The sequence below is a fragment of the Proteus hauseri genome, assembly GCF_040139125.1.
Lineage (GTDB): Bacteria > Pseudomonadota > Gammaproteobacteria > Enterobacterales > Enterobacteriaceae > Proteus > Proteus hauseri_B.
The window spans coordinates 105,940-119,630 of the sequence record NZ_JBEEUB010000009.1 but is presented as its reverse complement, the minus strand read 5'-3'; the positions used below and the strand labels follow the sequence as shown (position 1 = coordinate 119,630).

The window sequence follows — 13,691 nt, the reverse complement described above, 5'->3', positions numbered from 1 at the left end:
TAATTAGTCTTTTAGGGTTTTATTGACGGCATTAAAAACTTCATCCACTGTAATAAGATCCATTGACGCCTGTATTCCCTCATTCGGGCTAGGCTTCTTATTAATAATGGTATGTAAATGAAGATCTTGATAAGGTCCGGTCCATTTAGGATCTGCTGTTGCAAATAAACTCACGGTTGGGCGCTGTAATGTAATTGCTAAATGCAGAGGCCCTGTATCACCTGTTACCAGTACATCCATAATATTGATATGACTTAATAAGTCAGGCAATGATGTTTTACCCACCAGATTTTCAATATTGTTATGATATTTTTCTGGCAATAATACAAAAAACGCTTCAGGTAACTCTAACTCTCTCGATGAACCAATTAGCTTAATTTGTAATAAATTATCGCCATCAATAAGCTTTTGTGCTAATTCAGCAAAATACTTAACCGGCCATCTACGTTCTTGCGTTGAAGCCCCCATTTGAAAACCAACAATACTGTTTTGGTTCTTTTCTAATTGCTTTATTTCACCAGGAATTTCCATCCTTGTATCTGTGCTGTTGATTCCTAAGTAACGAATAATATTAAGTTTACTTTGAATAACATGGCATTTAGGTGGCTGGTGTTCAGCAACAATCCATTTTTTAAACCACTCAGGAATAACATGGAAAGTATTACGCAAAATATATTGGCAACTAGACATCACTGCTAATAAGACATCATAAGGTAGATGAGAGTGTAAAATAACAGCTACCTCTGGTTTATATTTTTTAGCTTGTAGTGCAACAGGCAATAAATTCCTAATTTTATTATCCCAATAAATAACACTATCTATTTGATCATAATTTTCGACTAACAATTTGTTTTTTACACTAGAAATCAAAGTAATATGCGCGTCAGGATAATGTGCTCGAATCGCTCTTATTGCTGGAGTATTAAACATAAAATCCCCCAGTGCTGTAGTTGAAAAAATAAGGATACTGTTAAATTTAATATCTGATGAAAAAGTATCCGTTTTTTTCATCTTGCCAAAAAGAGGATTATAGATATTTAAAAAATTATGTACCCACTTAAGTTTTTTCAACTTCATCTTATTTTACCTGCACCTTACTTTGATAATACTCAGCCAATGTCATTCCTTGTACTTTATCTTTTAAGAAACTAAATAGTGTTTCTAAATCAGCATATAGCCCTTCAATCTCTTTTTCTGTTCTAAATGTTGGGCTACCACCTGGCATAAACTCTGATGAATGCAGCATAAATTCAATATGGTCATTACCTTGTGCTAATGATTGCTTTGTTACCTCAATCATTTGCTGCGCATTTCCACCTTTAGGACGTAACCAATTTACTGAAGGTGCTCGCTGCTTACCTCTAATTTTATCATAACCTTGCTTAATGCTATTCATTAAAGGCGAGTGCTTATATTGAATACTCATCGGCACTTCTAACAAAGACGAACTTCCTTCTTTGCTGATATCTTGTAAATCCATAAAATAAGCATGACTTGGAAAATGAGTATAATTTGTGCCACCAGATTGTGCAGGATCACCTTTGGTAAATTGCCAATTAACTTTAGGTGTAACAGAACAATCAACTTGATAACCAAATTCAACTAAAAGACGCGCATAAATTTCATTAAAAGCCCAGCGACCAGCACGATGACTTAACATTTTAGTTTGTAGTTTATCTTCAAGTAAGTGCGTCATTAATGCGATTTTTTCTCGCATTTGGTTTTCTGGATATTCAATTAAATAAGGCTGATAACGCAGATCATCCTCAGTTAAAGCAGCTAAAGGAGGACTATTCCATGCATGCAAATGCATACCAATTTCACCCGTGTTACGAGCTACCACATCTTTAGCAAATTCGATATAAGCGTCATCCATTACCATCTCATAATTTGTAAGCCAAACAGGCTTAAAATTAAAGCTTTCACAAAGTTGCTGAAAACGGGGTAGAAAATGCGTATTTTTGGTAGTAATTTCGCTATCATTTTCCCAAAGATTATCGCCTTCGGTATCTAATGTGATAATAAATGCTGGTTTTTTCATGCATACCCCGCCAATTAATGGATAATAGGCTGTTCTATTTGTATTTAACACTATGGTACGCAGTAGAAAACCGCAATTCAATCAATATAAATCGGGTTTAGTAGATGCATTTCACCGATTTGTTTACAATAAGACATCTTACTGAAGCTAAAGTAATTATGAATAAATCAAATCAATCATTTAACAAAATACTTGTTATCAAGCTCCAACATCATGGGGATATATTACTGACAACGCCTGTTATACATTCGTTAAAATCAGCTTATCCCAATGCAACGATTGATGTTTTATTGTATAAAGAAACACTCCCTATGCTTCAAGATAATCCATTAATAAATAATATTTTTTATCTTGATAGAAATTGGAAACAGCAAGGAAAATTCACTCGTATTAAAAAAGAGTGGCAACTAGGGCGTTTGCTACAAAAACAACATTATGATTTAGTTATCGACCTCGCTGATCAATGGAAAGCAGCAATTTTTGCACTTGTTACTCAAGCACCAATGCGCTTGGGGCTTGAGTTTGAAAAACGCAAAGAGAGTAAATTTTGGGCTAAATGCCATAATGTGATTGTGCCAACAGCTGATCATGGACAACTACACACAGTAGAGCAAAACCTCAGCATCTTAACGCCACTTAATATTCCCATTCACTCTACTGTTACAATGTCTTATAGCGATTTAGACAAACTATGGGTTGAAGAGTTAATAAAAGAACAGAACATAAGTAACGGCTATATTGTTATTCAACCAACCTCTCGTTGGTTTTTTAAATGTTGGGATGAAGATAAAATGGCATCATTAATCTCCTTATTTCAACAAAATTCTTATTCGGTTATTTTAACTTCTGGACCTGAAGAAAAAGAACTTAAAATGGTCGATAATATTTTAGCTCAATGCCCTAATAAAGAGAATATTACTGTGCTAGCTGGTAAAACATCGTTACCTCAATTAGCCGCGTTAATTGATCATGCCAAGCTCTTTATCGGGGTAGATTCCGTTGCTATGCATATGGCTGCTGCATTAAAAACACCACTTATCGCACTTTTTGGGCCTTCAAAACTAAAACACTGGCATCCATGGCAAGCAATTGGAGAGACAATATGGGCAGGAAATTATGCAGATATCCCACACCCTGACCATATTAAAACAGATACACAACAGCGCTATCTTTCTGCTATTCCTGTTGATGTCGTTTTTCACGCAGCTAAAAGGTATTTAACTCAATGAGCCATCCATTACGATTAGCAATTGTTAGACAAAAATATCGACCTGATGGTGGTGCTGAACGTTTTATTGCTCGCGCCTTAGATGCGCTATCAACTGATGAGCTTGAGTTAAATGTGATTACTCGTGAATGGCAAGGTGATGTAAACCAAGATTGGCATATTCATTTGTGTAATCCTAAAAAATATGGACGAATTAGCAGAGAATCAGGCTTCGCTAAAGCAGCAAGAGCTTGTTGGCAAGAAAACCATTTTGATATTGTGCAAAGCCATGAACGCATTGCAGGATGTGATATTTTTAGAGCGGGTGATGGTGTACATCGACGCTGGTTATTGCAACGCCAAAGAATACTTCCACGCTGGAAAGGCTATTGGTTGTTCTATGACAGATACCACCGTTATGTTATGAATGCAGAAAAACAGATGTATGCAGATCCAGCATTAAAACAAGTTATCTGCAATTCACATATGGTTAAACAGGAAATCATTGAGGATTTTGGGCTTTCTGCCGATAAAATATCTGTTATTTATAATGCAATTGACCATAATGCCTTTACTCCTGCAACAGACACACAAAAAACAGCATTAAAAATACAATTTAAGATCCCTAAAAAATCGTCTTGCTTTATCTATGTTGGTTCTGGCTTTGAACGAAAAGGATTAGCAGCCGCTATTTCGGCAATAGCGAGTACATCAGCTATATTGTTAGTAGTAGGAACAGATAAAAATCAAAAAAGATATGAAGATCTCGCTGAACAATTAGGTTGTCGTGACAGAATTTTCTTTTTAGGGATGCAAAAAGAGACTCTGCCTTTTTATCAAATGGCAGATGCTTTACTGCTTCCCACACTTTATGACCCTTTTCCTAACGTTGTTCTTGAGGCATTATCGTGTGGTTTACCCGTCATCACATCAACTAGTTGTGGTGGTGCTGAATTTATTGAAAATGGTATAAATGGCTTTGTTTGCGATGCCTTAGACATTTCGGCATTAACCGATGCAATTATAATAATTTCTAAGCAAGTAACGTGGCATGAAATGTCCACTGCAGCAAGAGAGACGATTCTTCCTTACACACCACAACATTTGTCAAATGAGCTCATTTCACTTTATAAACGGATATTGACCTTGTGAATCAACAGCATATACTTTTTATCATTGATGGATTACCTGGCGGCGGTGCTGAAAACGTCACATTGCGCCTTGCTGATGGTTTTCATCAAGCCGGATATCAGGTCACACTATTATCATTACATGAAAAATTAGCTTATCAATTACCTGATTTTATTAATTATATTGTTGATCACGATAGCTATCGTGGTATTTTTAGAAAATTAACTGAAATATCACGTAGATCTAAATCTCTTGATAATGTACTAACACAGCTATTTACAAAAAAAGGGCGACCTGCGCTCGTCTTATCTAATTTACATAAAACTGACCGCATTGTTTCACGTTCAAAACAGCTGGCGACATGTAATGTTTGGTACTGTATTCACGGTATTTATTCCCAATCATATCTTGGCAACAAATCAGGTTTTTCATATTGGTTAAAGAGAACTAAAATTCAGCAAGTATATAAAGATAAAAACCTGATTTGTGTCTCTAATGCAGTGAAAGAGGATTTAGTTAATCAAATTGGCATTCAAACTCACCAATTAAAAACGATTTATAACCCTTTCAATATCGAAGAAATTCAACAAAAAGCTAAGCAAAATAACCTTTTTAATCAACAAGATTACATTTTACATGTTGGACGTTTACATGAAGTAAAAAGGCAGGATAGATTAATCAACGCTTTCGCTAAAGCTAATTTACCTTGTCAGCTTATCCTATTAGGCGAAGGTACCCCAGCTATTAAGCAGCAACTAGAGCACCAAATTAAGCAACTAAATCTTACTGAAAAAGTGGTATTAGCAGGCTTTATCTCTAACCCATTACCCGCAATTCAAGGCGCGAAAGTTGTTGCATTAAGTTCAGATAGTGAAGGGTTACCTACTGTACTAATTGAGTCTCTTATCTGTGGCACTCCCATTGTCAGTACACGTTGCCCTGGTGGTGTTAGTGAAATTATGACAGATGAGCTTGCCAATTACCTTTCTGATATGAATGCCGACTCACTCGCAGAGAAACTTAGACTAGCTTATTATTCACCACCTCAAATATTGCCATCATCATATGCAAAATTTGAGTTAAACCATATATTAAAGCAGTATATCGCTTTAATTCCTTAATCCGAGCCTGGTTGTTTTTACACACTTTCCGCTACACAGTGTGGTACTATAGGTCTTCGTCCAGATAAGTGAATTTGATAGCATGTTGTTGCGTTTATATCAGGTACTTCTTTACCTTATTCAACCTCTGATTTGGTTGCGTCTTTTGTTACGTAGCCGAAAAGCACCAGCCTACCGCAAACGGTGGGCAGAGCGCTATGGCTTTTGCAAAGGCAAAGTCGCCGCGCATGGTATATTACTGCACTCTGTTTCTGTCGGTGAAACACTCGCCGCAGTACCACTTGTACGTGCTTTACGTCACCATTACCCAGATTTACCCATCACTGTCACCACCATGACACCAACGGGTTCAGAGCGTGTTCGTTCTGCTTTTGGTGATGACGTTTATCATGTCTACCTTCCTTATGATTTACCCGGCTCAGTTAATCGTTTTCTTTGTACCGTTGATCCTAAATTAGTCATTATTATGGAAACCGAACTCTGGCCAAATCTTATTTCTCAGCTTCATCAACGCAAAATACCTTTAATTATCGCTAATGCACGCTTATCAGAGCGTTCTGCTGCGGGCTACCAAAAATTAGGTAATTTTGTTAAACATATGCTGAGAAAAATCACCTTAATAGCGGCGCAAAATCAGGAAGATGGCGAGCGCTTTATTGAGTTAGGTCTAAAGCGCTCTCATTTGCATGTCACTGGTAGCCTGAAATTTGATATTTCAGTAACACCAGAGTTAGCCGCAAGAGCCGTTGCTTTGCGTCGTCAGTGGGCTGCTCATCGTCCTGTGTGGATTGCAACCAGTACTCACGAAGGCGAAGAGACTATTATTTTAGATACCCACAAAAAACTACTTACCCAATTTCCACAACTGTTACTAATTTTAGTCCCTCGTCATCCAGAACGCTTCTCTAAAGCGGAGCAACTCACTCGCGAAGCGGGATTAAAATATATATTACGTAGCACAGATGCCGTACCTGATGCGCAAACTCAGGTTGTGATTGGCGATACCATGGGTGAATTGATGCTGCTCTATGGCATTGCTGATTTAGCCTTTGTTGGTGGTAGCTTAGTTGAGCGCGGTGGTCATAATCCTTTAGAAGCTGCGGCTCATGCAATCCCTGTTTTAATGGGACCTTATACTTTTAATTTTAAAAATATTTGTGCCAAGCTTGATCAAGCAGAAGGTCTTATTACGGTTACTGATAGCGAATCAATGGCAACCGCTATCGCTTCACTGTTGAACGACGAAGATTATCGTCGTTACTATGGTCGCCATGCTGTTGAAGTGTTGCATGAAAATCAGGGCGCACTATTACGCTTACTCACTTTACTTTCTCCTTATCTTCCTCCTCGGAGCCATTGATGAGCCAAAGCAAGCGTCTTTCCGTTGTGATTATCAGTAAAAATGTGGCTGATGTGATTGGCGAATGCCTAGATTCAGTACAATGGGCTGATGAAATTATCGTACTAGATTCTGGCAGCCAAGATGCAACCTGTCACATAGCAACAGAGAAAGGCGCAAAAGTTTTTGTAAATAGTGAGTGGCGCGGTTTTGGCAAACAACGTCAGTTGGCTCAGCAATATGCGACTGGTGATTATATTTTTATGGTTGATAGTGATGAACGCGTAACGCCAGAGCTAAAAAATAGTATTCAAGCAACGTTACAACAACCTGACAATAACTGTGTTTATAACTGTGCTCGACGTAATTTATTTATGGGGCGTTTTATGAAACACAGCGGTTGGTATCCTGATAAAGTCACTCGCCTATATGCCCGTGAACATTATCAATATAATGATAATTTAGTTCATGAATCATTAGAAACTAAAGATGCTATAGTTAAAACACTGCAAGGTGACCTACTTCACCTTACTTGTCGTGATTTAATCGAGTTTCAGCAAAAACAGCTAAAATATGCCGCGGCTTGGGCACAAGAGCGTGCTCAAAAAGGTAAAACAACGCATTATAGTGCTATATTAACGCATACCTTAGGTGCTTTTTTTAAAACATGGTTACTGCGTATGGGATTTTTAGATGGAAAGCAGGGCCTAGCACTGGCATTGGTTAATGCACAGTATACCTTTAATAAATATGCCTCTTTGTGGGAACTTAGCCAAAAGAAACCTGAAAATGAAAAATAAAGCTATCTACCCAGGAACATTTGACCCCATTACTTATGGTCATCTTGATATTTTGACCCGCGCTGCAGGTATGTTTGACTCTGTTTTATTAGCCATTGCCTCAAGTGCACGCAAAAACCCAATGTTTACACTTGAAGAGCGCGTTGCATTAGCTAAAGAAGTAACCAGCCACTTACCCAACGTAGAAATTGTTGGTTTTAGCGAGCTTATGGCAAACTTTGCTCGTGAGCAGCAAGCGACTATTCTTATTCGGGGTGTCCGCAGCGTTTCAGATTTTGAATACGAATGGCAACTTGCCAATATGAACCGCCACTTTGCACCCGATCTTGAGAGTGTATTTTTACTGCCATCTCAAAATCTTTCGTTTGTCTCTTCTTCTTTAATTAAAGACGTTGCGCTGCATGATGGCGATGTATCTACATTCTTACCTGAAGTTGTAACAACCGCAATGTTACAAAAATTAGGAAAAATTTAAGCGTCATCTTCACCGTGCTGGCAGTGGCGACAAAAAAATGTACTACGCTGCCCTTGCTTAATACTTTCAATGGTATTCCCACAAATTAAACATGGTTTATCTTTTCGCCCATAGACAAACAGTTCTTGAGCAAAATAGCCCGGTTTACCATCAGATTGCAGAAAATCCTTTAGTGTTGTCCCACCTTGTTCTATCGAACGCGTTAATACTCGTTTAATTGCCGTGACTAAAACTTCAGACTCTTTTTCGGTTAAGCTGCTCGATTTTCTGTCGGGCATGATTCCTGAAGAAAATAATGCTTCATTAGCGTAGATATTTCCCACACCCACAACGAGCTTGTTATCCATTAACCACGGCTTTATTGCTGTTTTTTTATTACGTGATTGTTGATACAGATAATCTGCATTAAATGCATCAGAGAGTGGTTCAGGACCTAAATGAGCCAATACTGAACTGGTTGCCAAATCTTCACACCATAACCAAGCACCAAAACGCCGAGGATCGGTATAACGCAATACCTTACCATCACGGAAAATCAAATCGACATGGTCATGTTTTTCTTCTGGTTGCTCTTCTAGTAAAATCCTTACACTACCAGACATACCTAAGTGAATAATAATCCAGCCTTTATTGAGTTCAATTAATAGATACTTAGCACGACGTTTTACACTTAAAATCGGCTCATCAAGCAATGTTTTTATTTTTTCTGATACAGGCCAGCGTAATTTACTGTTACGTACCACCGCGTAATGCAATACATTACCAACCAAATGAGGCTCAATACCTCGGCGACTGGTTTCAACTTCGGGTAATTCGGGCACAGGTCACTCCATTATTGTCAGTAGAGAAATACAGCGATAACATCATTTTTATTGTATGATCGCAACCCAATATAGGAATTCAGGAAGACAGCAGATTATGATGATGTGGTTTAAAGACTATAATAAAAAATCCCTTTGGAATTTATCCATTATTGGGCTTTATATTATATTGATCTACTTACCCGATATCACTCGCTATAAAAATATAGTGATGGGCTTAATTGGCGCAACCGCACTGTGGTATCTAGTACGCGATTTTCGTGCCATCTGCAAAGTTTTTAAAAATAATCTGTCGCTCTCTTTGCTCTTTTTATTACTGGCAATTGGTTGGTCAATCGTCATTTCAGTTGAGCCAAGTATCAGTATAAAAGAGATTAACAAACCTATTTTAAATGGCTTACTGCTCTTTGCCATCACCTTTCCTATTGTACTGTATAAAGAAAAACCTGCTGATATTGCAAAAATGGTGATGGTGGCTTTTGCTATAGGGTTGTTGGTGATTATGGTAAAAGAGTTGGTGCAGTATTATTTGGAGTATCAGAAAGGTATTTGGCCTTTTACAGTAAAAAGCCAGTTAGCTCATAGAGAGATTTCCTATGGATTACTATTTTTCTTTCCAATTATTCTTAGCTGTTGGGCACTAAAAAAACACCATAACTTAATTAATTGGTTTTTATTAGCATCATCAGGCGTTTTATTTTTATTTTTAATGTTAGGAACATTAGCCAGAGGTGCATGGGTTGCATTAGCATTAAGTGCATTTCTTATGTTAATTATTAATCGCCAATGGTTGCTAATGATAATTGGTTTAGTTGTTTGCTCTCTTTTCTTTATTGGTGCAACTCAACTACCCGCTAACCAATTTATTGGTAAAAAACTTCAATATAAATTAACCCAAACCAATAGTGGGCTACGTTTTGATAATGGCACCCAAGGTTCCGCTTTAGATCTTATTTTAGAAAAGCCCATCCAAGGTTATGGCTATGGCAATCAGCTTTACCATAATGTTTATAATAAACATGTAAAAGACTATCCAAACTGGGTATTCAAAACCTCTATTGGTCCCCATAATAGCTTTTTAGCTTTCTGGTTTGCTGGTGGAATATTTGGCTTATTGGGTATTCTCTATTTTTGCACCTCAATTATCGCTCAAGGTGTTCAGCTAATAAGAAAAAACCACGGTGTAATTAGACAAGCTTCTCTCGTGCTACTAATGTCATTTTTAGGTATGTATCTATTGCGAGGTCTATTTGAGAATGCCTATATTAATCAGGTAGGTATTTTGGTGGGGTTAATGCTAGCACTGCGTTATTCACTATTAAATAACCCATCAGCGACATCATCTAATGAAAAATCGCACAGCGAAGATTAGTTAATTAATTTTTCAATTGTTTTTAATATCGTCTCAGCCCGTTTATCCCAGTTGTAATAGTTTTCAACTAAAGAGCGGGCATGAGCGACTTTTTCAGCCGCTCGCTGTGGGTTTTCTCTTAACAGTACAATTTGCTTAGCGAAACTTTGAGCATCACCACTATCAGCAAAACTTACTGCTTTTTCATCAACTACATCGCGAATTGAAGGAAAGTCTGATATCACCACAGGCTTTCTCATTGCCATATACTCGAAGAGTTTTAATGGCGATGTGTAACGACTACCAATACTGGTTAACGTCAGTGGTAAAACACAAATATCATGCTGTGCTATTGCTGCAAACCGTTTTTGGGGATCAATAAAACCAAGAAAATTGACGTTATCTTTTACGTCCATCTCTTGGGCTAATAATGTTAATCCTTCAATTTGTTCTGGTGTTCCACCAGCAATATTAAGTCTTGCATTATCAAGGTATTTCATCGCTCGCATCATGGTAGGAATACCTTTCCACTTATGCAAACTACCTAAATAAAGTACTTCGGTTTGATTATTTAATTCAGACGAAGAGGTTTTATGTTGGCAAGCTGCCACCGCATGTAAATCAACACCATCTGCAACGATAGTAATAGGCGTTGTGACTTGATATTGCGATAAAATATCATCTCGCAGCAATGAAGTAAGCACAAAAATTCCTGTTGCTTGGCTATAAACCTGCTTTTCCATTTTTAATAATTTATGGTATTTGGCACGATTTTTTTTCTTCTCAAATGAATGAGACTCAGCAAAAGATTGTGCGAAAATTTCATGGCTTTCAAAAAAGAGAGGAATATCAGGGTGATTCTCACAGAGGTAACAGGCGAGCTTTAAATTACGAGTAAAGAGTGCATCAACCGGATTTTGCTTTAACCAACGGGCGATTTGTAATGAAAATAGCTTTTGTGAATTAAATGGAAAATACCATTTTCGTCTGATATCTCTCAGTGAAACTAAGCTTGCATTAGAGTGAATCGAACGCCCTAAAATATCACTATCTCGATATTGTCCTTTTGGGGTAACCAGTGTTATTTGTGCGCCAGCACGGGCAAAAGCATCGACATTTTGCAAAATCTGCAATGAAGCCACACGTAAATCGGGCACTGGATAAGGGTCGAGATAAGCTATTTTCATAGTTACAAAGTCAAAGCACGTAAAAGACGTTGTGCCGAATGCTGCCAAGTATAACGAGACTCAATACGTAAACGTGCATTTTCGCCCATTTTTTTACCTTTATCGGGTAGTCCACGAAGATAAGTAATCGCAGCCACAATAGATTGTGCGTCGCCTGGCGTAACTAATAATCCGGCGGTTTCTTCATTACCAACAACTTCTGGAATTCCACCAATATGGCTAGCAATTACTGGTTTACCACACGCCATGGCTTCAGCAATCGTGATACCAAAGGCTTCATCTCCAACACTTGGGAAAATACCTGCATCACAAGCGGCATAAAATTCAGGAAGCTCACTATGCTCAACAGGGTGATGAAAAATAACCTGCTCAGAAACACCTTTTGCACTGGCTTTTTTCTTTAGTCGATCAAGATCATCTCCTGCTCCCACAATCAGCAGCTTTACATCTTTATCTTGTAAGGCACTGATTGCATCTATCGCAACACTTAATCCTTTCCAGCCAACTAATCGCCCTGCAAATACCAATAAGAAGGTATCATCACTAATTCCTAACTTTTGGCGTAAAGGTGTCATCATTGGCTTAAATTTTTCAATATCCACACCATTGTAGATAACTTCTGGGAACTGTTTAAAGTGATGCTGTATCTGCCAAGCATTAAAGTGGCTACAAGCCACCCACGCTGAAATATTTTTACCTAAGCGGCGGTCACCTTTAAAAAAACTGGTGCCACCACTCATATAACAAAATCGGGTAGAAGATGATTTAGGCATCAGTGAAGGCCAAAAAAAGTCAAAAGGTTTAGTTAAGATAACCCAGTCAAACTTTTGGCTAATCACATCTTTCTTGGCATGTCTGGCAAAGGTATAGCGTTCAACAATACGGCGAAAACGTCCACCCAAATCAATCACTTTATCTCTTGGGGTATAAGGATAGGTGTGGATCTGAATTTGGCGTCCAGCTAAATTTTGTCGAACATCTCCGTTTCCACCATAAAGATGAACTTCATGTCCAGCATCATGCAATTGCTTTGCCAGTTCCCACACTGCTGTTTGGATCCCGCCATAAGACATTGTGATTGTGACATCAATTAATCCGATCTTCATGAGTTACTGTTTCACCTTCATTCCATTTAATATATCACTAACAGCGTTCCAAACATTTTCTACCGAAATATCGGACATCGTATCTTCACGACTTGCCGATGCCAACGGTATTGGATGTTGAATAACACGACAACACGAATGCTGTAAAGGTGCTAAATAGCACCCAGGGTGATAGCTATGATATAGCGCCACCATAGGAATATCTAAGGCACCAGCCAAATGTGTAGGACCTGTATCGACACCAACATATAGCGATAAATTTGCCATTATTGCTGCATTTTGGCGCATTGTTACACATCCTGCTATAGCTAAGCAGCGCTCTGTACCTATTTTTTTAGCCAGATCTCTTGCTAGCGGCTTACTCTCTTCCCCTCCTAATAACAAAAAATAGACCTGTTCGTCATCAGTAATAATCTGTTTTGCTAGTTGGAGAAAATTTTCTACTGGCCAGTCTCGATAAGCTTTAGCTGGGAAACTCTGTAGTTGAAAGCCAATAATCTTTTTATTAATTAATGAATTAGATATTAAAAATTGTTGAGCAAATACTTTTTCTTCATCACTGATGGTATAACGTAGTTGCCAACAACTCGGATAAATCTCTAATGGATTAATTAATAAGGCACGTTCTTTTTGTGCCACCATAGGTACTGTTGGACGAGCGACCCATGTTATATCAGTTTGTTTTTTTGAAATATTTGCAAATGCAAAAGTATGATGTGATTGTCTGCGAGCATAACTGACTAATTCACTCTCATTACCATAAACAAATGCAAGGTCATAAGGTTTATTGGGTAACCAACCAGACCAACGCGCTCTTTTTTTAGAAAAAATCTTAATGCTATATAAATCTGGATTACCATTGAGAATACACGCACTGCGCTTGTGTGCCAGCACATGAATACGAGCATTAGGCCACCGCTGCTTTAATGCGTGAATAGTCGGTGTAATTAATAACGTATCACCGAAACGAGCGATTGCGATAATCAATATATTATCTGGATTCATACACTTTTTATTTGGCTTAAATGATACATTTACTTCTCAGACTATACACTAAAAAGCATTACAAATATTCATCAATACTATGAATATACCTGTGACTAATCAGGATG

General features: G+C 37.9%; 13 protein-coding genes. 7 read left to right on the top strand and 6 right to left on the bottom strand.

Features of this window, described 5'->3' with window-relative positions:
* Nucleotides 1-3 precede the first annotated feature (3 nt).
* Both ABN099_RS14995 and ABN099_RS14990 read right to left on the bottom strand, forming a co-directional pair.
* Nucleotides 4-930 carry a glycosyltransferase family 9 protein gene (locus tag ABN099_RS14995; RefSeq protein WP_349464777.1) on the bottom strand — a complete coding sequence of 309 codons (927 nt, stop codon included), beginning with the start codon at nt 928-930 and terminating at the stop codon, nt 4-6.
* Between the two features lie 148 nt (nt 931-1,078).
* The gene (locus tag ABN099_RS14990) at nt 1,079-2,041 is read right to left on the bottom strand and encodes a polysaccharide deacetylase family protein (protein WP_349464775.1); all 963 of its coding nucleotides are present in this window, start codon (nt 2,039-2,041) and stop codon (nt 1,079-1,081) included.
* Nucleotides 2,042-2,199: 158 nt separating this feature from the next.
* On the opposite strand from ABN099_RS14990, the gene rfaQ reads away from it, so the two are divergent.
* The 6 genes from rfaQ to coaD all read left to right on the top strand — a co-directional run bounded on the left by rfaQ (nt 2,200) and on the right by coaD (nt 8,114).
* A complete protein-coding gene (rfaQ, locus tag ABN099_RS14985; RefSeq protein ID WP_349464773.1) occupies nt 2,200-3,270 on the top strand; it encodes a putative lipopolysaccharide heptosyltransferase III in 1,071 nt (356 codons plus the stop codon).
* Entirely contained in the window at nt 3,267-4,400 is a 1,134-nt protein-coding gene (locus ABN099_RS14980) for a glycosyltransferase family 4 protein (protein WP_349464771.1), read from the top strand. Before rfaQ ends, ABN099_RS14980 begins: the two co-directional genes overlap by 4 nt.
* A complete protein-coding gene (locus ABN099_RS14975; RefSeq protein ID WP_349464769.1) occupies nt 4,397-5,500 on the top strand; it encodes a glycosyltransferase in 1,104 nt (367 codons plus the stop codon). Before ABN099_RS14980 ends, ABN099_RS14975 begins: the two co-directional genes overlap by 4 nt.
* 82 nt (nt 5,501-5,582) lie before the next feature.
* Nucleotides 5,583-6,860 carry a lipid IV(A) 3-deoxy-D-manno-octulosonic acid transferase gene (waaA, locus tag ABN099_RS14970; protein WP_349464767.1) on the top strand — a complete coding sequence of 426 codons (1,278 nt, stop codon included), beginning with the start codon at nt 5,583-5,585 and terminating at the stop codon, nt 6,858-6,860.
* Nucleotides 6,860-7,639 (top strand): glycosyltransferase family 2 protein, encoded by a 780-nt coding sequence (locus tag ABN099_RS14965; RefSeq protein ID WP_349464766.1) that lies wholly within the window; start codon nt 6,860-6,862, stop codon nt 7,637-7,639. Before waaA ends, ABN099_RS14965 begins: the two co-directional genes overlap by 1 nt.
* Nucleotides 7,629-8,114, top strand: coding sequence for a pantetheine-phosphate adenylyltransferase (gene coaD / locus ABN099_RS14960; protein ID WP_349464764.1), 486 nt, complete (start codon nt 7,629-7,631; stop codon nt 8,112-8,114). Before ABN099_RS14965 ends, coaD begins: the two co-directional genes overlap by 11 nt.
* Here coaD and mutM read toward each other — a convergent pair.
* Complete coding sequence (mutM, locus tag ABN099_RS14955; protein ID WP_349464762.1) at nt 8,111-8,935, bottom strand: bifunctional DNA-formamidopyrimidine glycosylase/DNA-(apurinic or apyrimidinic site) lyase; 825 nt, start codon at nt 8,933-8,935, stop codon at nt 8,111-8,113. The two genes, coaD and mutM, sit on opposite strands and share 4 nt — an antisense overlap.
* Before the next feature lie 100 nt (nt 8,936-9,035).
* Here mutM and rfaL point away from each other — a divergent pair, with 100 nt between their 5' ends.
* The gene (gene rfaL, locus ABN099_RS14950; protein ID WP_349464911.1) at nt 9,036-10,307 is read left to right on the top strand and encodes an O-antigen ligase RfaL; all 1,272 of its coding nucleotides are present in this window, start codon (nt 9,036-9,038) and stop codon (nt 10,305-10,307) included.
* Here the strand turns inward: rfaL and ABN099_RS14945 are convergent.
* The 3 genes from ABN099_RS14945 to ABN099_RS14935 are packed head-to-tail and all read right to left on the bottom strand — an operon-like array spanning nt 10,304 to nt 13,584.
* Entirely contained in the window at nt 10,304-11,473 is a 1,170-nt protein-coding gene (locus tag ABN099_RS14945; RefSeq protein ID WP_349464760.1) for a glycosyltransferase family 4 protein, read from the bottom strand. The genes rfaL and ABN099_RS14945 overlap by 4 nt on opposite strands.
* Before the next feature lie 2 nt (nt 11,474-11,475).
* Nucleotides 11,476-12,579: a glycosyltransferase family 4 protein gene (locus tag ABN099_RS14940; RefSeq protein WP_349464758.1), complete on the bottom strand. Its 1,104-nt coding sequence runs from the start codon at nt 12,577-12,579 to the stop codon at nt 11,476-11,478.
* A 3-nt stretch (nt 12,580-12,582) separates the two neighbouring features.
* Nucleotides 12,583-13,584, bottom strand: coding sequence for a glycosyltransferase family 9 protein (locus tag ABN099_RS14935; protein WP_349464756.1), 1,002 nt, complete (start codon nt 13,582-13,584; stop codon nt 12,583-12,585).
* Nucleotides 13,585-13,691: the final 107 nt, after the last annotated feature.